At 60.2% G+C, this 25861-nt stretch carries 21 protein-coding genes; 19 read left to right on the top strand and 2 right to left on the bottom strand.

Annotated elements, in window-relative coordinates:
• The first annotated feature begins 1 nt into the window (after position 1).
• From V3C85_RS07495 to V3C85_RS07455, 9 genes are all read left to right on the top strand, one after another.
• A complete protein-coding gene (locus V3C85_RS07495) occupies positions 2 to 895 on the top strand; it encodes an FAD:protein FMN transferase (protein WP_331794465.1) in 894 nt (297 codons plus the stop codon).
• A 473-nt stretch (positions 896 to 1368) separates the two neighbouring features.
• Complete coding sequence (locus V3C85_RS07490; RefSeq protein ID WP_331794464.1) at positions 1369 to 2070, top strand: FadR/GntR family transcriptional regulator; 702 nt, start codon at positions 1369 to 1371, stop codon at positions 2068 to 2070.
• Positions 2057 to 3049, top strand: coding sequence for an ABC transporter ATP-binding protein (locus tag V3C85_RS07485; RefSeq protein ID WP_331794463.1), 993 nt, complete (start codon positions 2057 to 2059; stop codon positions 3047 to 3049). Before V3C85_RS07490 ends, V3C85_RS07485 begins: the two co-directional genes overlap by 14 nt.
• Positions 3046 to 4134: an ABC transporter ATP-binding protein gene (locus V3C85_RS07480; RefSeq protein WP_331794462.1), complete on the top strand. Its 1089-nt coding sequence runs from the start codon at positions 3046 to 3048 to the stop codon at positions 4132 to 4134. Before V3C85_RS07485 ends, V3C85_RS07480 begins: the two co-directional genes overlap by 4 nt.
• A complete protein-coding gene (locus V3C85_RS07475) occupies positions 4131 to 5636 on the top strand; it encodes an ABC transporter substrate-binding protein (RefSeq protein ID WP_331794461.1) in 1506 nt (501 codons plus the stop codon). The genes V3C85_RS07480 and V3C85_RS07475 overlap by 4 nt, the downstream gene beginning before the upstream one ends.
• Positions 5637 to 5741: 105 nt before the next feature.
• Positions 5742 to 6689 (top strand): ABC transporter permease, encoded by a 948-nt coding sequence (locus V3C85_RS07470; RefSeq protein WP_331794460.1) that lies wholly within the window; start codon positions 5742 to 5744, stop codon positions 6687 to 6689.
• A complete protein-coding gene (locus tag V3C85_RS07465) occupies positions 6686 to 7546 on the top strand; it encodes an ABC transporter permease (RefSeq protein ID WP_331794459.1) in 861 nt (286 codons plus the stop codon). The genes V3C85_RS07470 and V3C85_RS07465 overlap by 4 nt, the downstream gene beginning before the upstream one ends.
• A gap of 17 nt (positions 7547 to 7563) precedes the next feature.
• Entirely contained in the window at positions 7564 to 9351 is a 1788-nt protein-coding gene (locus tag V3C85_RS07460; protein ID WP_331794458.1) for a gamma-glutamyltransferase family protein, read from the top strand.
• A 3-nt stretch (positions 9352 to 9354) separates the two neighbouring features.
• Positions 9355 to 10107 (top strand): DUF1028 domain-containing protein, encoded by a 753-nt coding sequence (locus V3C85_RS07455; RefSeq protein WP_331794457.1) that lies wholly within the window; start codon positions 9355 to 9357, stop codon positions 10105 to 10107.
• A gap of 78 nt (positions 10108 to 10185) precedes the next feature.
• On the opposite strand, the gene V3C85_RS07450 is transcribed toward V3C85_RS07455, so the two are convergent.
• Positions 10186 to 11169 (bottom strand): OmpA family protein, encoded by a 984-nt coding sequence (locus V3C85_RS07450; RefSeq protein WP_331794456.1) that lies wholly within the window; start codon positions 11167 to 11169, stop codon positions 10186 to 10188.
• A 227-nt stretch (positions 11170 to 11396) separates the two neighbouring features.
• Here V3C85_RS07450 and V3C85_RS07445 point away from each other — a divergent pair, with 227 nt between their 5' ends.
• From V3C85_RS07445 to V3C85_RS07425, 5 genes are all read left to right on the top strand, one after another.
• Complete coding sequence (locus V3C85_RS07445; RefSeq protein WP_331794455.1) at positions 11397 to 11672, top strand: ArsR/SmtB family transcription factor; 276 nt, start codon at positions 11397 to 11399, stop codon at positions 11670 to 11672.
• Positions 11669 to 12667: a permease gene (locus tag V3C85_RS07440; RefSeq protein ID WP_331794454.1), complete on the top strand. Its 999-nt coding sequence runs from the start codon at positions 11669 to 11671 to the stop codon at positions 12665 to 12667. The genes V3C85_RS07445 and V3C85_RS07440 overlap by 4 nt, the downstream gene beginning before the upstream one ends.
• 11 nt (positions 12668 to 12678) lie before the next feature.
• Positions 12679 to 12906, top strand: a complete 228-nt coding sequence (locus V3C85_RS07435) for a thioredoxin family protein (RefSeq protein WP_331794453.1) — start codon at positions 12679 to 12681, stop codon at positions 12904 to 12906.
• 218 nt (positions 12907 to 13124) lie between these two features.
• The gene (locus V3C85_RS07430) at positions 13125 to 14378 is read left to right on the top strand and encodes a metallophosphoesterase family protein (RefSeq protein WP_331794452.1); all 1254 of its coding nucleotides are present in this window, start codon (positions 13125 to 13127) and stop codon (positions 14376 to 14378) included.
• A complete protein-coding gene (locus V3C85_RS07425) occupies positions 14378 to 17746 on the top strand; it encodes an ATP-binding protein (protein ID WP_331794451.1) in 3369 nt (1122 codons plus the stop codon). The genes V3C85_RS07430 and V3C85_RS07425 overlap by 1 nt, the downstream gene beginning before the upstream one ends.
• 45 nt (positions 17747 to 17791) lie before the next feature.
• On the opposite strand, the gene V3C85_RS07420 is transcribed toward V3C85_RS07425, so the two are convergent.
• Positions 17792 to 18688, bottom strand: coding sequence for a LysR substrate-binding domain-containing protein (locus V3C85_RS07420; RefSeq protein WP_331794450.1), 897 nt, complete (start codon positions 18686 to 18688; stop codon positions 17792 to 17794).
• Positions 18689 to 18799: 111 nt separating this feature from the next.
• On the opposite strand from V3C85_RS07420, the gene V3C85_RS07415 reads away from it, so the two are divergent.
• The 5 genes from V3C85_RS07415 to V3C85_RS07395 all read left to right on the top strand — a co-directional run bounded on the left by V3C85_RS07415 (position 18800) and on the right by V3C85_RS07395 (position 25821).
• Positions 18800 to 19933, top strand: a complete 1134-nt coding sequence (locus V3C85_RS07415; RefSeq protein ID WP_331794449.1) for a TauD/TfdA family dioxygenase — start codon at positions 18800 to 18802, stop codon at positions 19931 to 19933.
• Positions 19930 to 20694 (top strand): class II aldolase/adducin family protein, encoded by a 765-nt coding sequence (locus V3C85_RS07410; protein WP_331794448.1) that lies wholly within the window; start codon positions 19930 to 19932, stop codon positions 20692 to 20694. Before V3C85_RS07415 ends, V3C85_RS07410 begins: the two co-directional genes overlap by 4 nt.
• Positions 20695 to 20817: 123 nt before the next feature.
• Positions 20818 to 21738, top strand: coding sequence for a LysR substrate-binding domain-containing protein (locus tag V3C85_RS07405; protein WP_331794447.1), 921 nt, complete (start codon positions 20818 to 20820; stop codon positions 21736 to 21738).
• A 92-nt stretch (positions 21739 to 21830) separates the two neighbouring features.
• Positions 21831 to 23384, top strand: coding sequence for a trimethylamine methyltransferase family protein (locus tag V3C85_RS07400; protein WP_331794446.1), 1554 nt, complete (start codon positions 21831 to 21833; stop codon positions 23382 to 23384).
• Between the two features lie 25 nt (positions 23385 to 23409).
• On the top strand, positions 23410 to 25821 hold the full coding sequence (locus V3C85_RS07395) for an FAD-dependent oxidoreductase (RefSeq protein ID WP_331794445.1): 2412 nt from the start codon (positions 23410 to 23412) through the stop codon (positions 25819 to 25821).
• Positions 25822 to 25861 lie beyond the last annotated feature (40 nt).

The raw sequence follows: 25861 nt of genomic DNA, 5'->3' as shown, positions 1-25861 counted from the left end.
AATGCTGTCCCGCCGTCGTTTTCTGACGATTTCCGCTGTGGCAACCCTGTTGCCGGGGGCCGCGCTGGCCCAGACCCATGTTGAAACAGCCGTGGCACTGGGGGCCAAGGTCACGCTGCGGCTGACGCATCCGGATGCGCCGGCCCTTGCTGCCCTTGCGCTGGCCGAAATCCGCAGGCTTGAAAGGATTTTCAGCCTCTATCTGCCCGACTCGTCCCTGTCACAGCTGAATGCGCGGGCAAGGCTGGACGCGCCACCCTTTGAGCTGCTGGAATGCCTGTCTCAGGTTGACCGTGTTTATCGCGCCAGTGCGGGGCGGTTTGATCCGACCATCCAGCCGCTTTGGGCCGCCGAAGCCGCCGCCGCCCAACGTGCAACCCCGTTGACCGACCGCGAAAGGGCAGATGCCATTGCGTTGATCGGGTGGCACGATGTGGCGGTCGCATCGCAGGCCATCACCCTGCGCGCGGGCCAGGCGCTGACGCTGAATGGCATTGCCCAGGGCTATATCGCGGATCGCACGGCCCAGCTTCTGGCCGAAAACGGCCTGACCGACGCCTTGATCGACACGGGCGAAATGGTTGCCCTGCCGGGGCGTGCCTGGCCTGTCAAAGTGCAGGGCGCAGGCCGCGTGAACCTGCGGGGCCGCGCGCTCGCCACGTCGTCGCCCTTTGGCATGACCTTTGGGCCCGGACAGGCCCACAGCCATATCTTCGATCCGGCCGCGGGCAGGTCGGCCGGGTTCCACTGGCATACGATCAGCATCAGCGCGCCCTCGGCCGCGCTTGCCGATGCGCTTTCGACGGCCGCATGCCTGATGGCGTCAGAAGATCAGGTGCTGGCGCTGTGCCAAGGCTTTCCCGGCGTGGAACTGGAAGCCGCCATCCGCGCATGATCGCAAGTTGAGATGCGGTGTTGGTGGCAATCTGCTGAACGGCTGTGACGGGCGCAACCGCTGAAGATGTGGCACGTTTTCAGGCTGATATCGGCCCCGCTAAGACCGAGCAGGTGATCCTGGGCAAGACGTGATTACGGGTTGCGGATCCTTGGCGGGGCGCAAAAGGGGCGTGCCGCTTTTCAAGCCTTTTGGTTGGGTCGGTATCAGTGTCTTCGCAAGCCACCCGGCTGCAACCCCTTCGTATGCTGCCGCGCAGATGCGGACCAATTCGAATGTTCGATTCCATTCTGGCGCAGTATTTGAGAGGAGGAGCGCCTCGGGGAAACATGAGTATGCCTAAAAAGTAGGCAAAAACTGTGACGCTACCCCGTGTTTATCTTTGATTTGATCTGATTTGAATTTTCTATCTTGTCAGGATGACGCTGCGAACCATTAGTTGGATAACCATTAATTGGTTCAAAAGGTCCGGCATGATCGATCGTGGTCAAGACAACTCTTCGCTTGCGCTAGAACGGCTGCGGGCGATGTTGCGCGATATCCCGGCGACTGGAGACACCAAGATCCCGACCGAGCGGAGTTTGGCAGAAACGCTGGGTATCAGTCGGCGTTCAGTGCGGCGTGCGCTTGAGGTGCTGGAGGCGGAAGGGCTGGTTTGGCGGCGACAGGGCGCGGGCACCTTTGCTGGCCCGCGCCCAGATACGCTGGGCGAGACAGAGGCCCCGGAGGCGAATTTCTCCGAGGTCATGGAGGTGAGATTGCGGATTGAACCGCAATTGGCACAGCTTGCAGCGCTGCGGGCGTCATCGGCGGCAGTGGCGCGGATGCGTGACATCCTTGTCCGGCTAGAGGCCACAGACGATGCTGACGGTCGCGAATTGTGGGATTCCGCCCTGCATCGCGAAATCGCGCGGGCCGCGGGCAACCGGTTCTTCATGATCATTTTCGACTCGATTGATCGTGCCCGTCTTGATGATGCCTGGCGGTCGCTGCGCGAACGGGCGCGGAGCCGTGCGAACCTTGCCCTCTATGCGCAACAGCATCGTGATCTTGTTGATGCGATCGCCGCACATGACCCAGTTCGCGCAGGGCGGGCCATGCGGGCCCACATCGGCGCATTGAACGATGGCATGTTGCGGCTGACATCCTCGGAGGCCCTTGATGACGCCTGCTGAGCCCATCCTTGATGTTCAGGATCTGTCTATCCGGTTTCGGGGGCAGCCAGTTGATCTGATCGACAATGTCAGCTTTTCGATCGCACCGGGCAAGACCATGTGCCTTGTTGGGGAGTCCGGCTGTGGCAAGTCGGTGACCTCAATGGCGATCATGGGGCTGTTGTCCAAACGTGCGGCCACTATCACGCGGGGCTCTGTGCTGTTTCGGGGCCAGGATTTGTTGGCGCTGCAACGCCACGACATGGAAGATCTGCGCGGTGACCGTATCGCGATGATCTTTCAGGAACCGATGACAAGTCTGAACCCGGCTTTCACTGTGGGTCATCAAGTGACCGAAACCGTAAGGCGGCACAAGCCGTGCAGCGAGGCCGAAGCCCGTGACCGTGCGCTGGAGATGTTCCGCAAGGTGCGGATGCCTGCGGCTGAAAAGCGGTTGGATGAATATCCGCACCAGCTTTCGGGGGGGATGCGCCAACGTGTGATGATTGCGATGGCTTTGGCGAATGATCCAGCCCTGTTGATTGCCGATGAGCCGACGACTGCGCTTGATGTGACCATTCAGGCGCAAATCCTTGATCTGATGCGCGAATTGCAAGACGAAACCGGCGCGGCGTTGCTGATGATTACGCATGATTTGGGCGTGGTGGCCGAAATCGCGGATGATGTGGCCGTGATGTATGCAGGCCGCATTGTGGAAAGCGGGCCTGTTGGGCAGGTTTTTTCAGAGCCACAGCATCCCTATACCTTGGGGTTGATGGGGTCGATGCCGGCCCTCGCTGGGCGCCAGGGTCGATTGCTGACGATTCCCGGGTCGGTGCCTTTGCCAACAGCCATGCCTGCGGGTTGCCGCTTCGCCACGCGCTGCCCCTTTGCCGAGGCTGCTTGCAGCACGATCCGGCCTGAATTGAGGCTGGTCGCAGATGGGCAGTCTGTTGCCTGCCTGCGCGCGCCCCTAGAGGCGATGGTGGGGGCTGCATGAGAGAGATCATCCTTGAAGCTCGTGGCCTGCACCGTCGTTTCACGATTGGCGGCGGTTTGTTTGCCAAAAGCTCGACCATTCATGCCGTGAACGGTGTTTCGCTGTCTGTACGGCGTGGTGAAACCTTTGCGGTCGTTGGTGAATCCGGATGTGGGAAATCCACCCTTGCCCGACTGTTGTTGCGCCTGATTGATGCCAGCGAAGGGCAGGTGATCTACGAAGGACAAGACCTGACCACGCTGAATGCAGCCAGCCTGCGCGCCTTGCGGTGTGACCTGCAATTCGTCTTTCAAGACCCGTTCTCGTCGCTGAACCCACGCATGAGCGTTGAGGCGATCATTGGCGAGCCGTTGCGAGTGCACAGCACGATGACTGCGGCTGAGCGCCGACAGAAAGTGGCCGATCTGATGACCCGGGTAGGCTTGCGCCCGGAAATGGCAGATCGCTACCCGCACGAGTTTTCTGGTGGGCAGCGGCAGCGGATCTGCATCGCGCGTGCCCTGGCCTCGGGCCCGAAACTCTTGGTCGGGGATGAGCCTGTTTCTGCGCTGGATGTCTCGGTACAAGCGCAGATTGTCAATTTGCTAGAAGACCTCAAGCGTGATCTTGGCTTGACGTTGGTGATCATTGCGCATGATCTGGCTGTGATCCGTCACATGAGCGACCGAATTGCCGTCATGTATCTGGGTGAGGTGGTCGAGCAGGCCGATACAGAGGCTTTGTTCACGACCCCAAAGCACCCCTATACTCAGGCGCTCTTGGCGGCGATTCCCGTTCCTGTGCCCGGCCAAAGCAGTGATCGCACTGTTTTGGGCGGTGATATTCCTTCGCCGGCCAACCCACCGGCGGGCTGCAAATTCCATACCCGTTGCCCCTATGTGACCGATCTGTGCCGGACAACGGCCCCGGTACTGAAAGGCGCCGGACATCAGGTGGCCTGTCACCACGCCGAAGATCTGCCCCGCCCTGTTTTGCCGATGGCAAATACCGGGTCTCGCAGCCCTGCCGCCGAGAAGCGCTTTGCGATGTATCGCGCCGCGACGGAAATCCATAACAAGACCATCAACAAGGAGACCACCCCATGACGATCAAAAAGCTGATGACGGCGCTTTTGGCGTCGGTCGCATTGACGACGTCGGCCCATGCGGCCGACCTTCGGATCGGCCTTCAGGAAGATCCGGATGCCTTGGATACTGATCAGGCCCGCACCTTTGTAGGCCGGATTGTGTTTGAGTCGCTGTGCGACAAGCTGGTGAACATCACGCCAGAGCTTGACTTCGTGCCCGAGCTTGCAACCGCGTGGGAGTGGTCGAATGAGGGCAAGACCCTGACCATGCAACTGCGGACCGACGCCACCTTCCATGATGGCACGCCGTTCGACGCAGCCGCCGTGGTTGCAAATATCGAGCGGTCGAAAACGCTGCCGGAAAGCCGCCGTCAGTCAGAACTGGCCTCGGTTGAAACGGTTGAGGCAACTGGCCCGCATGAGGTGACCTTTACACTGTCCTCGCCCGACGCCACGCTGATCGCGCAGCTTTCGGATCGCGCCGGCATGATGATCTCGCCAACGGCTGCCGCTGCGCAAGGTCTTGAACTGGCGAATAGCCCTGTCTGTTCTGGCCCTTACAAGTTCGTCGAGCGTATTGCGCAGGACCGTATCGTTCTTGAGAAGTTTGCCGAGCATTATGATGCCGCCAATTACAGTTTTGATCGGCTCATCTTCCTGCCCATTCCCGATACCACTGTGCGCCTCGCAAACCTGCGCTCGGGTGATCTGGATATGCTAGAGCGGCTTGCGCCCTCTGACGTTGCTGCAGTGAAAGCGGATGGTGGCCTTGCTTTTTCCGCAGCTACCAGCCTTGGCTATCAGGGCATCACCGTGAACGTGAATAATGGCGCGCGGTCGGAAACTCCGTTTGGCAAGGACAAGCGCGTACGTCAGGCCCTGTCGCTTGCAATTGACCGTGACGTGATCAATCAGGTGGTGTTCGAGGGGGTGTATGCACCGGGCAACCAGCCGTTTCCGCCCACCTCGCCGTGGTATGACCAGACCAACCCGATCCAGGCGCGCGATGTCGAAGCCGCCAAGGCGTTGCTGAAAGAAGCCGGGCTTGACGGCATCAAGATGGAAATTCAAGTGGCCAATAACCCGGTGCAGCTGCAACTGATGCAGGTGGTTCAGGCGATGGCTGCTGAAGCCGGGATCGACATCTCGCTGCAAGCGACCGAATTCGCAACGATGCTGAATGAACAATCGGCAGGCAACTACGAAGCAACGCAGGTGGGCTGGTCGGGCCGGACGGACCCAGACGGCAACATCCATTCCTTCATGACCTGTAGCGGTGGCTTGAACGACGCCAAGTTTTGCTCGGAAGAAGTGGACGCCCTGCTGAACAAGGCCCGTACGTCCACCGATCAAGCAGAGCGTAAGGCTAGCTATGATGCCGCCAATGCCATTTTGCGCGAAGAGCTGCCGATCATCTACCTCTACCATCAGACCTGGCTGTGGGCGATGTCGAACAAGGTCAAAGGGTTCACGGCCTATCCCGACGGCATGATCCGCTTGGCCGGTGTGACGATGGAATGATCGATTGGCGCCCGGCACGATTGGCTGTCGGGCTCTCGATAAAATCACATGGGGTCCTGCGGCCCCATGTATCCTGCCCCTCATTTATGTGACTGGATTGGCTCGATGCTCGCCTTCATCCTGCGCCGTATTCTGATTGCGATCCCAACACTGGTTCTTGTGTCGATCTTTGTGTTCAGCCTGCAGAAGCTGCTGCCAGGTGATCCGATCCTTGTGATGGCTGGCGAAGATCGTGATCCGCAGGTGATCGCATTCCTGCGCGAGAAGTACCGAATGAACGATCCGATCCTTATGCAGTATTTGTACTGGGCGGGGGATGTGCTTCGGGGCGATCTTGGTATTTCGTTGCGCACCAACCAGCCGGTTCTGGAGTTGATCGCGGAAAAACTGCCGGTGACGATTCAGCTTGCGATCATGTCGATGCTATTCGCGCTGCTGATCGGGATACCAACGGGAATACTTTCGGCTGTCCGCAAGGGGACTTGGGTCGATTGGCTTGCCAATGTGGTGGCGCTGTCTGGTCTGTCCATTCCGAATTTCTGGCTTGGGATCATGCTGATCTTGCTGGTCTCGGTGAACCTTGGTTGGCTGCCCGCTTCGGGCTATGAAAGCCCGTTTGTTGACCCGGTCAAATCGCTGACCACCATGATCATGCCAGCATTCGTGCTGGGAACTGGACTTGCGGCCACCTTGATGAGGCATACCCGATCGGCGATGCTGGGCGTCTTGCAGGCCGATTATGTGCGCACGGCAGAAGCCAAGGGTCTGCGCCGGAAGACGGTTGTCTTGAAGCATGCGTTTCGTAACGCAGTGTTGCCTGTCGTCACCTTGACAGCGCTTTTGTTCGGCGAGTTGCTCGCCGGGGCCGTCCTGACGGAACAGATTTTCACAATCCCGGGATTTGGCAAGTTGATCGTCGATGCTGTGTTCAACCGCGACTACGCCGTCGTTCAAGGCGTTGTCTTGTGCACCGCGGTTGGCTTTATCCTGATGAACCTTTTTGCCGACGTGCTTTATGTGCTGCTGAACCCAAAGCTGAGGACGGCGTCATGACTGCTGTAGCTGCCACTCCGGCAAGAAGCCAAAGCCGCGCCTGGAAAAAGCTGCGCGCAAACAAATCGGCACTGGTCGGGGCCTGTATCGTTCTGGTTTTTGGGGTGCTGGCACTCTTGGCCCCGGTTTTACCAATAGCTGATCCTGCCGGCACAGACTGGGGCGCGATCCGCAAGCCTCCGTCTCTTGGTGCCTGGATGGGAACGGACGAGATCGGGCGCGATATTCTTTCGCGGATGATCTGGGGCGCGCAGGCATCGCTTTTGGCAGGGGTTGTTTCGGTGCTGATCGCCGTGGTGGTCGGGGTGCCGTTCGGCTTGGTTGCCGGGTATTTCGGCGGCTGGACCGACACCATCATCAGTCGCTGCACCGAGGCCCTGCTGGCTATGCCGTTTCTGATCCTCGCCATTGCCCTGGCGGCCTTTCTCGGCCCGTCACTAACCAATGCGATGATTGCAATCGGCCTTTCTGCCGTTCCGGTTTTTATCCGACTGACCCGTGGCCAGGTCCTCGCTGTCAAGACCGAAGATTATGTTGAAGGCGCGCGCGCCATTGGATTGGGCCATATCCCGATCATGCTGCGCTATATCCTGCCCAACGTGGTGCCGCCGATCCTTGTGCAGGCCACGCTGACCATTGCCACGGCAATCATCGCCGAGGCGTCGCTTTCCTTCCTTGGGCTGGGCCAGCAACCGCCTGCGCCAAGCTGGGGATCGATGTTGAACACCGCAAAAAACTTTCTGTCGCAAGCCCCATGGATGGCCATCTGGCCGGGGGCCGCGATTTTCCTTGTGGTGATTGGCTTTAACCTTATGGGCGACGGGCTGCGCGATGCGCTTGACCCGCGCGAGCACTGAGTTTCTGGAGGATTCTAATGTCAGCTTTCACCACACGCCCCGAAATTCTGGGACGGTTCGGGGTTGTGACCTCAACGCACTGGATTGCCTCGGCAGTTGGTATGAAAATCCTTGAACAGGGGGGGAATGCCTTTGATGCGGCTGTGGCCACAGGGCTTGTTTTGCAGGTGGTCGAGCCGCACCTGAACGGCCCGGGTGGTGATATGCCTGCGATCATCTACTCCAGGGCCAAGAACAAGGTCGAAGTCATCTGCGCCCAAGCGCCCACGCCCGCCGGGGCCACGATCGAGCACTACAAGGCCGAGGGCTTGGATGTGATCCCAGGAGACGGGCTGCTGGCCACCGTCATCCCCGGTGCCTGGGACGGGTGGATGCTGATGCTGCGTGACTACGGTCGCCTGACCCTGCGCGAGGTTCTGGAACCCGCGATTTACTATGCTGAACAAGGACATCCCGTATTGCCGCGCGTAGCGGCCACGATTGCAGGGCTGGCAGAGTTCTTCCGCGCAGAATGGCCTACCTCATATGCCACATGGCTGCCAGGTGGCGTGGCACCCGCCCCGTGGTCTAATGTGACCAACCCCGATTTGGCCCGGACATGGACCCGCATTTTGGCCGAGGCCGAGTCGAAAGATGGGCGCGAAGCCCAGATTGATGCGGCGCGCGACGCGTTCTATCGCGGGTTTGTGGCGGAAAAGATCGCCGGGTATCTGGAGACAGCCGAGGTCATGGATGCCTCGGGCAAGCGCCATCGTGCGGTACTGACGGCCGATGATCTGGCCGGATATGCGGCGCATGTCGAGGAGCCGCTGACCTATGATTATCAGGGCTGGACGGTTGCCAAATGCGGGCCGTGGAACCAAGGGCCTGTTTTTCTTCAGGCTCTGGCGCTGTTGAAAGGTTTTGACCTTGGAGCGATGGACCCGATGGGCGCGGACTTCATTCACCATGTGGTCGAAGCCAAGAAACTGGCCTATGCCGACCGCGAGGTTTATTATGGCGATCCGAACTTTGCGACTGTCCCGATGGATGTATTGTTGTCGGATGACTACAACGACGCCCGGCGCAAGTTGATCGGAACAACTGCCAGCATGGACCTGCGCCCCGGTATCGTGCCGGGTTATGAGGATCAAGCCGCGCGCACTATGGCTTTGCTTGATTCGCTCAGTCGGACCGATCAGGCGGTGTATGAGCCGACGATGGCGCATCTGTCGGAAAAGAAGGGCGACACCGTCCATATTGATGTGATCGACAATGAGGGGAACATGGTGTCGGTCACGCCGTCAGGCGGGTGGTTGCAGTCGTCACCAAGCATTCCGGGGCTGGGCTTTTGTCTGAACAGCCGCGCCCAGATGTTTTGGTTGGAGCCGGGTCTTCCAACATCGCTTGAGCCGGGCAAGCGGCCGCGCACAACGCTGACGCCTTCTCTGGCGCTGAAAGACGGAGTGCCGCAGTTGTCGTTCGGAACGCCCGGGGGCGATCAGCAAGACCAATGGCAGCTGGTGTTTTTCTTGCGCTATGTGCACCATAACATGAATCTGCAAGAGGCGATTGACGCGCCCTTGTTCCACTCCTCGCATTTCCCATCCAGCTTTTTCCCGCGCTCACGCGAGCCAGGGATGATTATGGCAGAGACAAGCTTTCCAGCCGAGGTGCTGAAAGATCTGCGTGCGCGCGGTCACCGCATTACCGAAGCCGAGCCATGGACGGTGGGCCGGATGACGGCAGCGCGGCGTGACCCCGATGGGTTGCTGCGTGCCGCCGCCACGCCTCGTTTGATGCAAGCCTATGCTGTCGGACGGTAAGCCATGACCTATTCTATCGTCGCGCGCGATCCGCAAACCGGGCATTTGGGCATTGCTGTCGCCAGCCGCTTTTTCGCTGTTGGGTGTGCTGTGCCATTCATCAAGGGGCGGGTTGGGGCTGTTGCAACACAGGCATTTGTGAACCCAACTTATGGCCCGGATGGATTGCGGCTCTTAGAGGCAGGCGCGCCGCCGGAAGCCATCATTCCCATCCTGACCGATCGCGATGATGGTCACTCCAACCGCCAGTTCCATCTGATCGACGCACAGGGGCGCAATGCGGCCTTCACCGGGGCCAAGTGCGTGGATTGGTGCGGGCATCTGATTGCAGATGGTGTTTCGGTTGCAGGCAATATGCTGGAAGGCCCCGCTGTGATTGGCGACACGCTGGCCGCCTATCAGGCTGCGATGGACAAGCCATTGGCCGAACGTTTGCTGATTGCCATGCAGGCCGGAGAAGATGCAGGTGGCGACAAGCGAGGCAAGCAATCGGCTTGCCTTATGCTTTACCGTGATCAGGATTACGCTTGGCTGGACATCCGCGCCGATGACCATTCCGATCCATTGGCCGAATTGCGCCGCCTGTATGCTGTGGCGCAAGAGCGGTTCCTGCATGTGGCCGAAACGATGGCCACACGCGAAAACCCGCATGGTATGACCGATCGTCGTCATATTGACGAAAAGATCGCCGCGCTTGAGGCCGAGCGGATCGCAGCAGGGCGCACGAGTGCGTCACAGATGGTGAACAAGGGCTGAAGCGGCAAGCGGGGCAGGGTCCCCTCCCTGCCCTGAGCAGCAGTTGCAGGGTTTTGGGCCCAAGGGACTGGGCGTTGCTTATCGTTGCACCAATTCGACCCGCCGGTTCAGAGCGCGCCCGTCTTCGGTGAAGTTGTCGCTGACAGGGGAAAGCGGGCCAACCCCAGCCGACTGGAGGCGAACCATATCTACGCCGAACCTCTTGGTCAGCGCCGCCACCACGGCTGCTGCACGGCGACGCGAGAGATCCATGTTGTACTCGTAACTGCCCGTCATATCGGTGTGCCCCACGACAAACAGCATCAAAGCAGGGTCCTCCAAAAGCAGAGCCGCGATTTCCGCCAGAGTTGGCTCGGAAGATGGGGTCAGGCGATCACTGTCATATTCGAACAGGATGCCATAGAGCGACACCCGCCCATCGACGCCCAGTGCGCTGGCCATTTGTTGGGCCGTGATAGTTTCCATCCGCCGTTGCAACGGCGCACCTTCGACCACATCAAGCAGTACCAGCACCCTGCCTTCGGTTTCTGGGTGCATGTCAAAGGTTTCGAAGGCAGCATAGACAGAGACGACCCGCCCCGTTTCTGGATTGCTGGCTGCGTAGTATTGTTGATCGTCACGTGGCGATGAGAACGCGTTGCGTGTGATCCGGCCCATGTTCTCAAGCCGACCGTCCAGCGGGTAGAAATGGCGAACCATGGCTGAAACGGGGCCGCAGGCCAGTTTGGCGCAAGTGTAAACCGTCTCGAACCCCTGATCGTCCAACTCGGCTTGGTAATTCCGAATGACCTCAAGTGGGGAGCGGTCACCCGGCACAACATAGATGATACGGGTGCGTGGGCCTTCAATGGTGCGCAACTGCTCGGCGCCGCTGAACGTAACCGGCCCCAGTGGCAAGTCGAACGCATCGAAGCCTGATTGGTCATAGCCGATGATTGCAGCCCCCACTATTCGGGGCAAACCCTCCGGATCGCTTGCCCCAGCAACATCGGAAAGCTGCTGCGCGGCAAGGGGTTGGGCCAACAAGGCCGCCGCAAATAGCATTCGAACAAAAGCATTCATGATGACCTCGTCTTTGCTTGCCGACCTGATCTTGCAGACAGCCTAAACTGGCTGATTGCTGCCGGTATTGATCCAAGTCATGCCACTCGCGTTGGCCCAAGTTGCATTTTCGCTGATGGTCCAAGGGGCTGGTCGATCTTTTTTAGGTTTTTCTGTTGCTGTGCTGATCTATATCAAAGCACCCTTGATCAGCCTATGCGCAAATGCGCAAAAGCTGAGGTGACCCAATGGTTCTAACTGTTCTGTCCGCACTTGCCGAACCCACAAGACTTGCGGCGATGCGTATTCTTGACGATGGAGGGGAGCATTGTGTTTGCGATTTGATGCGCCGTCTTGATGCCACACAAAGCCGGATGTCGCGGCACATGCAGATATTGAAGCAGGCAGGGCTGGTTTCAGACAGGCGAGACGCGCAGTGGGTGCGCTATCGGTTGCGGCCAGACCTGCCGCCGCATGTCCGGGCGCTTGTGACCGCAGCCTTGGTGGATGAGGTGGGCGTGTGAATATCTTTACATGGATGAACGATCAGCTTTTGCGGATGCAATGGCTGAACGATGCTGTCGGGGCAGGGGTTGCCGCTGCGGGCCTTGACCCTGCGTCACGCATCGGCGCTTCAGTGCAGTTTTTCGTCTATGACGTCATCAAGATATTTATCTTGCTGTCTGTCCTGATCTTCTCGATTTCTTATGTGCAAAGCTATTTTCCGCCCGAGCGAACCCGTCGCATTCTGGGGGGGCGGTCTGGTATTGGCGCAAACACCCTTGGCGCACTTCTGGGAACCATTACCCCGTTTTGTTCTTGTTCGTCGATTCCGCTGTTTATTGGCTTTACCGCTGCTGGGCTGCCGCTTGGGGTGACGTTCTCGTTCCTGATCTCTTCCCCCTTGGTCGATATGGCTTCTGTCATCCTGTTGGCCTCGATCTTCAGCTGGCCGATTGCGCTGGCCTATGTCGCGGTTGGGCTCTTGGTTGCGATCGTCGGGGGCACTTTGATCGGCAAGCTGGGGATGGAAAGCCAAGTTGCGGCCTTTGTGCGCAATGTTCCCGTCACGGATTCGGATGAACCGATGGCTAGGGCTGAGCGGGTGATCTTTGCCCGCGATCAGGTTCTGGATATTGTCCGCAAAGTCTGGCCCTATGTGCTGATTGGCGTCGGCATCGGGGCGGCCATACATAACTGGGTGCCCGCCGAGGCTATTTCGACCCTCCTGGGCCAGGACAAATGGTGGGCGGTGCCGATTGCAACGGTATTGGGCATCCCGATGTATGCCGACATCTTCGGCACATTGCCGATTGCAGAGGCGCTGGTGGCTAGGGGCGTTGGCCTTGGCACTGTTCTGGCTTTCATGATGGCGGTCACTGCATTGTCGCTTCCCTCGCTGATCTTGCTGAAACGCGTCGTCAAACTGCCGCTGCTGGCGACTTTTGCCGGTGTCGTCACCGCCGGGATCCTCGCAATCGGCTTTACTTTCAACGTCATCACACATTGGTTCATCTGAAAGGAACGACTATGATCATCAAGATACTTGGCTCTGGCTGTAAGAAATGCGTGGCTTTGGGCGAAAACGCAAAGGTCGCCGCAGAGGCGGCAGGCAAACAGGCTGAAATCGTCAAGATCACTGATTTCGCCGAAATCGCTGCCTATGGGGTCATGTCTACGCCCGGCTTGGTGGTGGATGAAAAAGTGCTGTCGGCAGGCAAGGTCCTCAGCGCGGAAGAAATTGGCCGTTTGCTCTGATCCTTTCTGGCGCCTTTGCAAGTCGCGCCTGCGGCCGCACTGGTGCAGTCAGGGACAGATTGGTCATAGGTGTTGATCCCGCCGGGCCAAGCGAGGTGAGGGCCGCGCGCTTTGCGGGTCAAAGCCACCTGCGGGCCCTTGTATTTCACCTGAGGGCCTGCAAGCATCTGACAACGTCAATTTTTTGATGGCAGTTGCAGGGGTTGGGTGGCGCGCAAGTGGCGTTTCGTTTCGTTCATACCGCAGATGTGCATCTGGACTCGCCGCTTGTGTCGCTTGCGCTGCGCGATCCGGCATTGGCGGCCGAGGTTGGGGTGGCCAGCCGCACCGCCCTGACGCGGATCGTCGATCTGTGTCTGGCGCAATCGGTCGATGCCTTGGTGATTGCCGGTGATCTGTGGGATGGGTCACAGACATCGGCCAAGACGCCGCGCTTTTTGAAACAGGAACTGACCCGCCTGTCTGATGCAGGCATTCGCAGCTTTATCTTGCGCGGCAACCACGACGCCGCCTCAAAAATCAGCAAAGAGCTGGTGCCACCGCCCCTGTGCCATGTCTTTGGCACCAAACCCACGACCGAACAGTTCGAGGCAGGCGGTCACAGCATCGCCGTGCATGGGGTTTCCTTTGCCGAAGGCGCCGTGCCGGAAAGCCTGTTGCCGCGCTATCCTGCCCCGGTGGCGGGGGCCTTTAACCTTGGGATGATGCACACCAGCCTGAACGGCACGGCGGGGCACGATGTCTATGCCCCGTGCAGTATCGGCGACCTCGACGCGCATGGCTATGATTATTGGGCGCTGGGCCATATTCACAAACGCGCCGAATGCCGGGGCCGGGCCACGGTGGTCATGCCCGGCATTCCCCAAGGGCGCGACATTGGCGAGGCCGGGGCCACTTCGGTCACCCTTGCCACTCTGGGCGATGACGGGCGGCTGGCGCTGGAACAGCACACTGTGGCCGCGTTGCGGTTTGACAGACTGCGAATTGATCTGACCGGGGCAGATGATTGGGCGCAGGCCATCTCGGCGCTGACAGGCGCCATCCGCAGGGCGGGGGGGCAACCGCGGGCCGAAGATCATCTTGTCTTGCGCCCCCATCTGACCGGCACCACACCGCTGGCCTTTCGCCTTGCGCGTGATCTTGATCAACTGCACCAAGAGGCCGTGGCCTGCGCCGAGGCGATGCCGGGGCTGTGGATCGACAAGGTTGAAAACACCACCAACACAACAAACACAGCCGAGATGCGGCTGCCCGCAGATCTGGTGGCCCTTGTGACCGCCGACCTGCCAGATGACCCGGCCCTGATGGCGGCGCTGGCTGATCTGGCAACCACCCTGCTGCAAGACTTGCCGCCCGAATTGCGTGACCTCTTGGGCCATGATGACACGGCCTTGCGCGCAGAATGTGCATCGCTTCTGGCCGAAGGCACGGCTGATCTGCTGTCGCGGCTGACCTTGGCCGAGAGTGCCTGATGCGGCTGGATCGGCTTGACCTGACACGCTATGGCCGCTTTACCGAAGCGCGGGTTGACTTTCCGCCCCCCGCCACGGATGGCCCTGATCTGCATGTGATCTTTGGCCCGAACGAGGCCGGGAAATCCACGCTGTTTTCGGCTTGGCTTGATCTGCTTTATGGCATCCCCTTGCGCACGGGATATGACTTTCTGCACCCCGGCCCCACAATGCAGATCGGCGCCCGGCTGACCCATGCCGGCGGCGTGCTCGAGGCCGTGCGGATCAAGCGCAATGGCCCCAGCCTGCAAGATGCCAATGGTCAGGCCCTGCCCGAGGCGGTGATGCAATCCGCCCTCTCGGGCCTTGGCCGCGATGGCTATGCCGCGATGTTTTCCCTGGATGATGACACGCTGGAACAGGGCGGCGACTCGATCCTTGCCAGCCGCGGCGATCTGGGCGAAATGCTGTTTGCGGCCAGTGCCGGGCTGGCGGGCCTTGGGCCCCAGTTGGACAGCATCCGCAAAGAGATCGACGCCTTTCACAAACCACGGGCGCGCAACACCATCCTTAAACAGGCCAAGGACCGGCTGCACGAACTGGACAAGATGCGCCGGGATCTGGACGTATCGGCCAGTGCCGCGCAAAAGCTGCAACGCGATGCCAAGGCGGCAGAAACAGCATGGGAAACCGCGCGCCAGGCCGAAACCCGCGCCAATGCCGCGCTGAAACAGATCACAGATGCCTTGGCCGTTCTGCCACAACAGGCGCGGCTGGCACGGCTGCGCGACCAGCTTGCCCCGATTGCCCATCTGCCCCCGGCGACAGAGGCCGATGACCGCGCCTTGCAGGCGATTGACCACGCTTTGCAAGAGTTGAAGGGCCGCATTGCCACCCGCGCCGAGGCGTTGGAGGCGTTGCAAGGGCGCAAGGCCGCCGTGCCCCGCGATCCGGCGATCTTGGCCATGGCAGACCAGATGGCCGCGGCTGCGGGTCTGCATCCGCTGCATCTGTCTGCGCTGGAAGACTTGCCCCGCCGCCATGATCGCCTGGCCGAAATCACGGCAAGCCAGAATCGCAAGATGCGGGCGCTGGGGCTGACCGGCGCTGCGGCAGATCACATGATTGCCCCGCCGCTGATGGCGCAGTTGCGCGCCCTTGTCCTGCGGCGCGATGTGGCGATGCAGGCCCTTGGCGCGGCACAGGCCGAGGCTGCCAAGGCCGCAACCCGCCTGGCCACCGCACAGGCCAGACAGGGCGATGTCGCCCCCGCCGATGATCTGCAAAGCCTGTCGCATCTGATCACGCGCCTGCGCCAATCCGACCCCGAGGCCCGCGTGACGCGGGCCACGCAAGACGCCTCGCGCGCCAACGCCGATCTGGCCCAGGCCCTGCTGGCCCTTGCCCCATGGCGCGGCACTGCCGAAGACCTTCAGGCCCTTTCCCCGCCCGCACCTTGGCAAATCGCAGCCTGGGACCAAACCGACCAAGCCACAGCCCGCGCCCTGCGCGACGCCTGCGACATGCTGGATCGTCGCCGCAGCGATCTGGCGGCGGCGCAGCTGAAGGCGCAGACACAGACGGCTGGCACCCCCACGCTGGCCGACGCCGCCAAGGTGCGCCAACAGCGCGAAGCGGCCTGGGCCAGCCATCTGGCCAAGCTGACCCCGGAAACCGCCCGCAGCTTTGAAACCGCCCTGCGGCTGGATGATCAGATCACGCTGCAATTGGCCGAGGCCATGGCCGAAACGCGGCGCGCAGCCAGCGCCGAGGCCGAGCTTTCGCGCCTTGGCAGCGCCCTGGCCGAGGCCGAAGCCAAGCTGCGCGCCTGCCAAGCCGACCGACAGGCGTTCGAGCAAACCATCGCTGACTGCGCAACACGCCTTGGGCTTGCCGGGGCCGGGGTCGGCGATCTTGGCCCTTGGCTTGGCCTGCGCCAACGGGCGCTGACGGCCCTTGCCGCGCGCACCGAGGCCGAGGCCAATCTGGGCCAGGCCAAAGACATGCTGCGTGACGCCGGCACCCTGCTGGCCGCAGCACTGGCCATACCCGCCGACACCGGCTTTTCCCGGCTTTGGGCCGAGGCGCTGACCCGGCTGGACACCGCCACCCAAAGGCAAGAGGCCGCGCGGCACCTGGCAGACCTGCAAGCCGAACTGACAGACCGCAAGGCGCAACTGGCAACTGCCGAACAGGCGCTGGCCGACTGGCGTCTGGCTTGGCACAAGGCCCGCACCGGCACCGCCCTTGCGGCCGTGGCCGAAGATGACAGCGGTCTTGCCACCCTGCTCGACGATCTGGATCACCTTGGGCAGGCCGAAACAGAACGCGCCGATCTGGCCAATCGCATTGCCAAGATGCAAGCCAACAGCCATGCCTTCCAGCAGGCCCTTGCCAGCATCCTTGGCGCGTTGTCTCTGCCCACAGACACATCCTGGACAGATCTTCTTTCCCGCCAGACCGCCGCGCAAGAGGCCGAGCGCGAGTTGGCCCGGATCACTTCCGATCTGGCCCGTGACCTTGCCGCGCAAGAGACCGATCAGGCCAAGGCAAAGGCGCAGCAAAGCCAGCGCAAGGCTTTGGGTGACAGGCTGGGCTGGTCAGGCGATGGCAGCTTGGCCGACCATCTGGCCGCATGTCTGCGCGCCAGCCACCTGCGCCACGACATTGCCGAGTTGGAGGCCGAGCTTGCCCACCATCCAGCCCCCCAAGGCGACACCACCGCACTAGAGGCCGAGGCCACCCGTCTGCAAAACGCCCAAGCACTGGCGCGCACCGAGTCTGAGACCCGCTTTGCCGAACTGACCGAGGCACAGCGCGCCTTGCGGGCCATTGGCGGCGATGATGCCGTGGCAAGGCTGGCGGGCGAACGGGCCAATCTGCTGAACGCGTTGAAAGAACAGGCCCGCACCCATCTGGCGCAGCGCTTTGGCCTGATGGCCTTTGAACAGGCGCTGCACCGCTATCGCGACAGTCATCGCAGTGCCATGCTGTCCCGCGCCTCGGATGCCTTTCGCCAACTCAGCCGGGGGGCCTATACCGGCCTTGCCGCACAACCTCAGGACACATCCGAAGTGCTGGTGGCGCTGCCCGCAAACGGCGGGGCAAAGCTGGCCACCGATCTGTCCAAGGGCACGCGATTTCAGTTGTATCTTGCCCTGCGGATCGCGGGCTATCACGAATTGGCGAAATCGCGCCCCCCGGTGCCGTTCATTGCCGATGACATCATGGAAACCTTTGATGATGCCCGCGCCGAACAGGCCTTTGCCCTGCTGGCCGAGATGTCGCGCAGCGGTCAGGTGATCTATCTGACCCACCACCAGCATCTGTGCGACATCGCCTTGCGCGCCTGCCCAGGGGCACGGCTGATTGACCTGCGAGAGCTTTAACTGGCGCTGTTGCTGCGCCCTGCCTGCCAGAGCCACAGCAGGAATTTAGGCCACAGAGGCCATTGTTTGCAGCCAAGAGACAAACTGGGCTACGGGTTTGCGCCTTTTGCTATTGTGCGATGTCGTCACAAAATACGACGTGCCAAAACTATGCTGGCCTTGCTTCAGTTCGACCAAGGCGCCATCAGTCACAAATCTTTGGGTGATGGATTGCAAGCCCAACATGATGCCACGACCGTCAAGTGCGGCTTGAACGGCGTGGATGTAATTGTCAAACTGATGGGATGGGCCCGTCGGCTTTGGCAAAGCGCGCGCTGCCAGGTAGTCTGACCACCCGGCCCAATGGCGGGCCGCGCCGGTGCGCACATGGATCAGGGGAGAGGTGGACAACTGCGCCGGGTTTGTCTCAATCCGCTTGATCAGGGGCGGAATGCCAACCGGGCACACGATCTCGTCAAACAGCTTCTCTGTGTCGCCATCTGCCCAGATATTGGTGCCGTAGCGCAGAGCCACATCAATGCCGCCAGCCAGAGATGGCAAATCAGACGGTGGGGCCTGCACGTTGACCGTGATGCCATCGAATTTCGCATAGAAATCTGGCAACCGCGGCATCAGCCAATAGGTCGCCATGCCGATGGTGCATGACACCGTCAGATGCTGACCAGTCAGGCCGGCCATGAACCGGAGCTCTTCGATCATCTCGGCGATGGTGCCCATGCCACCGCGGGTGGCCTGGGCCAACCGCTCTCCCGCTGCATTCAGGCGGGCAGGTTTGGTGCTGCGGTCCAACAGAGGCACCCCAATATGATCTTCGAGCGCACGAATGGCCTGCGTCACAGCTGGGGGAGTGACGTTCAACTCATCGGCCGCGCGTTGCATGGACCGCAGTCGTGCAACACTGTCAAAGGTCACCAAAAGCCGAAGTGGGGGGAGGTGGATCATAAGTTAATCTATGGCTAAAGTTATGATTAGTTTTACTGCTCTTTTCTGAATCCGCCAGCTGGTCTTTTCTCCGCGCAGATCTCCTCTTCCTTGTTGAAATGGATATGCGAAATGAACGTGATGACCCAAACCCCAAGCGCAGTAACGCTGGGTGCCAAGGGATTGACCCTGTCGCTGGCCGGTGGCGACGCCTATTTCAATTACTACTGGCTGCGAGACAATGATCCGACGTCGTTCAACAGCAAGACGCGCGAGCGGACTTTTGACATTTTTCACTTGGAGCGGCCTCCCTGTGCGAAACAGGCCTTTGTCGAGGGCGAGGCACTGGTCATCAGTTGGCAGGCAGAGGATCATGTCACTCGTATGCCGCTGTCGTGGTTGATGGACCATGCCACGGGGCAGCGCCGCCGCGATCCGGCTGATCTGCCGCGCCGCGCCTGGTTCGGTGATCACTACCCAAAATTGGCGCGCTTTACTCATGCCGAATTGATGTCGGATAGGGCCAAGGTCAAGGATTGGCTGGAAGCGTTGATTGTGGAAGGTGTGTCGATTGTGGACAACATGCCCGAAACCGATGCGGCGCTGACGCAGCTGGTCAATGTCATGGGGCAGGTGCGGCCAACCTTTTTCGGCGATTACTTTGATGTGAGAACCCATATCAACCCAACCAATACCGCATATACCTCGGCCGCGCTTGAACTGCACACCGACACCCCTGCCGAAGAACATGCGCCGGGAGTGCAGTTCCTGCACATGCGTCGCAATTCGGTGCAGGGCGGCTTGAACCTGTTTGGAGACGGCGTGGCCGCGGCCAATGATTTTCGCAGCATCGACCCCGAGGGGTTCAAGTTGCTGTCCACAGTTGAGATCCCGTTTTATTGCGAGCATGACACCTACGATATGCGGTCGTATCAGCGGGTCATCGAACTGGATCAACATGGCGAAGTGTCGGGCCTTACCATCAGCCAGCACATGCTGGACCTGATCGATCTGCCGCAGGCCGTTCTGGATGATTACTATCCGGCCTTTTGCCGCTTTGGCACACTGCTGCAAAATGATAAATACATCATGCAGTTCACGCTGAAGGCCGGCGAATGTATCGTGTTTGATAATCACCGTATTGTTCACGGCCGCGCCGCCTATTCCGCCACAAGCGGCGAGCGGTATCTGCGTGGGTGTTATGCCGACCGCGCCGAGATGCGTTCCACCTATCGCGCACTGGTCAGCAAAGGCCGCTTCAAATGAACCAGATGGCGCCTTACGCGCAAGATGTTCGTGACGAAGATCTGTGCAACTTGCGCATAGATCTTGCAGCCGCCTTCCGGATATGTGCGCAAATGAATTGGCACGAGTCGGTGGGCAACCACTTTAGTGCAGCGGTCAGTGCCGATGGAAAATCGTTTCTGATGAATCGGAAATGGCAGCATTTCGCCTCGATCAGGGCCAGCGACCTGTTGTTGCTGGGTGCGACCGACAACAGTGTGATGCAAGGGTCAGACGCGCCTGATGCGTCTGCTTGGGCGGTGCATGGCACGATCCACCGCCTGCGCCCGGATGTGCGGGTGGTGCTGCATGCGCATACGCCCTATGCAACGGCACTGTCTACGCTGAAAGACCCCAGTCTTAAGCCGCTGGACAACAACACCGCGCGGTTCTGGGGCGATGTGGGCATTGATCTGGGATTTGGCGGAATTGCCGATGCAGCAGAGGAAGGCGAGCGTCTGGCAGATGCCTTGGGCCAGAACAGTTGCTTGATGATGGGCAACCATGGGGTGACGGTTACGGCTCCAACCGTCGCACTGGCTTTTGAAAAGCTTTATTTTTTCGAGAAGGCGGCACAAACCATGGTGCTGGCTTATTCCACGGGGCAGCCGTTGAACGTGTTATCTGATGACGTGGCGCAGAAAACCGCCGAGGGCTGGATCGCCTATAACGGAATGGCGCAAGAGCATTTTTCCCATTTGAAGCGACAGTTGGATCGCGTCGATCCGTCCTATCGCGACTAAGCGTCCAAGGATAGGCAATCAGGCCCAGCCTCTCAGCGGCTACACCGCATGAACGCAACCTTGCCTTTGTGCGGGTGCCCCCCCTACTGTTCCGTGGGGTGGATTGCGCTGTGGGAGGATTGTTTGAAAAAGCCCAGACTGCCGTCCTTGTCGCTGTTCCAGACCTTTGAGGTGGTGGCCCGACGCAGCAGCTTTACGCTGGCGGCAAATGAGTTATGCCTGACGCAAAGCGCCGTCAGCCGACAGATCAAGTCATTGGAAGACGACTTGGGCCTGTTGCTGTTCCGGCGCCTGCACCGAGAGATCGAGTTGACCGCTGAGGGAAGGCGATTGTTTGCGTCGGTGACACAGGGGCTGCAAGAGATTGGTGGATGTGTTGCCGGCCTGCGTGCCTCAGCCGAGAACCCGCAAATCACCGTCTCTGCTTCTGTCGCCTTTTCTTATTTCTGGCTGATGCCCCGGATCGAGAGGTTCAGTGCCCGCCACCCAGATATTGACCTTCGCATTCTGGCCACCGATCAAAAGATGGATTTGCGTCAGGAGGGGGTGGATGTCGCAATCCTTTACGGCCGGGGCCAGTGGGAGGGTGCGCAAACGCATCTACTGTTCGGAGAGAAGGTCTATCCCGTTTGCAGCCCGACCTATCTGCGCAATCATCCTGCGTTGCGCACCCCTTCTGACATGCTGGACCAGACGCTTTTGCATCTGGATGGGGGGGGCAATATCTGGGGCGGGGTCGATTGGCCGGTATGGCTGGCAACGCAGGGTGTGACGGGGCAGCCGGTCCGCCGTTGCGTGCGTCTGAACAGCTACCCGATGATCTTGCAGGCTGCTGAGGCCGGGCGGGGGGTGGCGCTGGGCTGGAGCTATATCACCGATGCGATGCTGGCCGATGGTCGGCTGGTCTGTCCCGTTGATAAATGCCTTGAAACACGCGAGGGGTATTACGCTGGTGCATTGGAGGGTAGCGCAGCTGTGCCGGCTATCGCGGGTTTTATGGAGTGGATCCGCGATGAGGTGGCAGGCAGTGTCAGTTTGGCATGATTTGGATGAATGCCACGCATTCAAATTGATCGTTTGAACTGCGGCCCGACTCCGTCTCAACTGAGTGATGAAAACACCTCTTGGGGGCCGCCATGTCCGATCTTTTGCTGCGTCGTTCCAGTCGTCGTGGGCGTGGGGGCGTCGAAACGGTGCCGATGCTGCCCCCCATAACGCCGGGCATGGTCGGCGGGCGGTATCAACCGCTGACATCGGCCGAGATGATGCGTGTCCATCAACTTGTCCTGCGACTGTTGGAAGATCTTGGTCTTTCACAGGTTACCCCCAGCCTTGAGCGGCGCGCCGTCGAGGCCGGATGCCGGGTTGACGATGACGGTCGTCTGCGGTTTCCCCGTGCCCTGGTCGAAGATGTGATTGCCCGCACCAGACGCAAGTTCACGCTGCACGGCATTGATCCGATCCACGATATGGAAATCGGTGGCCGGCGCGTTCACACCGGGACAGGTGGTGCCGCCCCGACGATCATGGATTTCGACAGCGGCAAATATCGTGAAAGCACGGTGGCCGATCTTTATGACATTGCCCGGTTGGTCGATCGGCTGGACAATATCCATTGGTATCATCGCTCTGTCGTGGCACGGGATACTGATACGATTCTCGACCTTGATATCAACACCACTTATGCCTGCCTTTCCGGCACCACCAAGTCGATTGCCGTCAGCTATACCGATGGCAACAGTGTGCGGGCCGTCCAGCCTATGCTGGATATGGTCGCCGGGGGCGAGGGCAAGCATCGGGAACGGCCGTTCTGTACGGCCGTGTGCTGCCATGTTGTGCCCCCGATGCGCTTTGCCACCGAAAGCTGTGATGCGCTAGAGGCCGCAGTTCTGGCCGGGATGCCGATTCTGCTGGTTTCGGCGGGGCAAGCTGGCGCAACGGCACCCGCCGCCCTTGCCGGTGCGGTGGCTCAGGCCTGCGCCGAGGTGCTGGCGGGGTTGATCTTGTGCAACATCATTGATCCCGACTGCCGGGGCATTTTTGCGGCTTGGCCCTTTGTCTCTGATCTGCGCACGGGGGCCATGTCTGGTGGGTCTGGTGAGCAGGCGCTGCTGTCGGCAGCCTGCGCGCAGATGGCCGGGTTTTACGATCTGCCCAATTCGGTGCCGGCCGGGATGACCGACAGCAAGCTGCCCGATGCCCAAGCCGGAGGCGAGAAGGGTTACACAATCTCGCTGGCAGCCCATGCGGGGGCGACGATGATCCACGAATGCGCAGGCATGCAGGGCAGCCTGATGGGCACTGTGTTGGAAAGCTATGTGCTGGACAACGACCTGCTGGGCGCGATCCTGCGCACGGTCAAGGGGGTCGAGGTCAGCGAAGACACGCTGGATTTTGACGTGGTGCGCGATGTGGTGATGGGGGCAGGGCATTATCTGGGGCACCCGCAAACCTTTAGCCGGATGAAGACCGATTACCTTTATCCCGAAATTGCTGATCGTCGCAGCATCAGTGAATGGGCAGATGCCGGTGCCCGCGATGCCCGCGAGATGGCACGCGACCGGGTTCGCAAGATCCTGACGAGCCACTATCCTCGCCACATCAGCGACAGCGTCGATGACGCGCTGCGCGGTGCCTATAACATCATCTTGCCCAAGAACCGCATGCGGGCGGGAAATGGCATCTGGTAATCCGTTAAACAAGAAGGAGCGCACCATGCAGTCCCATGCAAAAGTGGTGATCGTCGGTGGTGGCATGATGGGGGTGGGTCTTGCCTACCACTTGGCCGAGGAAGGCTGGAAAGATGTGCTGCTGATCGAAAAGGGCGAACTGACCAGCGGTTCGACCTGGCATGCTGCGGGCCAATGCCCGTCGTTCATCGGCAATTACAACATGGCGAAAATCCACCACTATTCGAACACCCTCTATCCGCGACTCGAGGAACTGACAGGCCATCCGACAGGCTGGCATGGATGCGGGGGCGTTCGTTTGGCAACAACAGAGGAAGAGGTGGATTGGTTCCGCTATGTCTCGGGCTTTGCGGCAAATGTCGGCTTTCAGATGGAGATCATCGGCCCTGACCGCATCAAGGAATTGAACCCCTGGCTGGATATTACAGGCGTGCTGGCAGGGGCGCATACCACGATGGATGGCCATGTTGACCCGGCAAGTGCTTGCAACGCGATGGCCGTCGGGGCCCGCCAGCTTGGCGCTACCATCGTGCGCCACAATCGGGTGACTGGCATCAACCGTCTGCCCTCGGGGGAGTTCGAGGTGATGACCGAGCAGGGCAATGTCATCTGCGAACATGTTGTCAACGCAGGTGGCTGCTATGCGCGCGAAGTGGGCGCCTGGCTTGGGGTTGAAACACCGATCACCAATATGGAACACCAGTATCTGGTGACAGAACCGCTGACGGCCTTTCAGGGTATCGATACTGAATTGCCGGTCATGCGCGACCCGGCCACTGCGGGTTATTACCGGCAGGAACAAAAGGCAGGGCTGGTGGGCATCTATGAACACTTCGGCGCCAAAGAGGCTTGGGCTGCGCGCGGGGGTTTTCCCGAATGGCAAAGCGAAAACGAGCTGTTCGAGGGCGACATCGACCGCATCTCACCTTGGTTGGAAAAGGCGCTGGAACGGATGCCGATCTTTGCAAATGCTGGGATCAAGCGCATCATCAACGGGGCCATTCCTCATACACCAGACGGTAACCCTCTGGTCGGCCCGGCGCATGGCGTGCCGAACTTCTGGCAATGCTGCGGGTCATCCATCGGGATCGCGCAAGGTGCAGGCTGTGGCAAGTATCTTGCGCAATGGATGGTGCATGGCGATGCCGAGATCAACATGGCTAGCGTCGATCCGCGCCGGTTCGGGGCCTATGCCACGGCGGACTATACGCGCGCCAAAAGCTTTGACGACTATCACAACATGTTCGAAACTCCTCTGCCCGGACGGGAAATTCTGGCTGGTCGGCCAAGTCGCGTCACCCCGCTTTATGAGACGTTGAAAGCCAAAGGGGCCGTCTTTACCGAAGTCTATGGCTGGGAGCGGCCCAAATATTTTGCCCCTGCAGGCTTTGCCGAAAAGCTGCAACACCGTCGCACCAATACCTTTGATCTGGTCGCCGCCGAATGCCGCGCTGTACGCGAAAGGGTTGTGGTGATGGACCTGTCAAGCTTTGCCAAATTTGACGTCACAGGCCCCGGGGCCGAGGCGCTGCTGGACCGCCTGACGGCAAACAAGTTGCCGAAAAAGGCAGGTGGCATCAATCTGACCCATGTCTTGTCTGACGCTGGTCGGATCGAAGGCGAGTGGACCATCACCCGATTGGGGGCTGATCGGTTCTATGTGTTGTCGGGGGCGGGCAGTGAACGTCAGGCTCTGGACCATCTGACCGCAGCCGCTGGCGATGATGTCACCATCGCCAATGTCACCGATGTTTTTGGTATGCTTGTGCTGGCCGGTCCCAAGGCGCGTGATGTGCTGGCCCCCCTGTCCGACGCAGACCTGAGCAATCCGTCGTTTCGATGGCTGTCGGGGCAAGAGATCATGATTGCGGGCGTCCCTGTCCGTGCGCTGCGCGTCAATTACGTGGGCGAGTTGGGGTGGGAATTGCACGCACCAATGGCAGAGCTTGCCAAGCTTTATGCTGCGATCTGGGCAGAGGGACAGGCGCATGGGATCGCCGATTTCGGCAGCCATGCGGTCAATTCCCTGCGTATCGAAAAGGCTTATCGAGGCTTTGGGGCCGAATTGACAAATGAAATCACCTTGATCGAGGCGGATAGTGAGCGCTTTTTCGCGCCAGACAAGGGGCCGTTCAAGGGCCGCGACGCCACCCTGGCCGCGCGCGCGAACGGCATCGCCACCCGTCTTGTCTATGCCGAGGTGGCTGCCACCGATTGCGACATTTACGGTGGCGAGCCCGTGATGCAGGGTGACAAGGTGGTGGGTGTTTGTACCTCGGGAGGGTTCGGCCATGCGACAGGCAAAAGCCTGACCTTTGCTTATCTGAACCCCGATGCTACGGGTGCATTGGAAGTGGTCATCATGGGGCAGCGCCGCGCCCTGACGCTACTTGCGGAACCCGTGTGGGATCCGACGAACGCTCGGCAAAAAGCCTAAGTCGGCAGATCTTGGCCGGGTCATCTCCCGGCCAAACCCA

Source organism: Pseudotabrizicola sp. L79, assembly GCF_036553525.1.
In the GTDB taxonomy this organism is placed as follows: domain Bacteria; phylum Pseudomonadota; class Alphaproteobacteria; order Rhodobacterales; family Rhodobacteraceae; genus Pseudotabrizicola.
The sequence above is the reverse complement of the archived record's forward strand: the minus strand, read 5'-3'. Positions and strand labels throughout refer to the sequence as shown.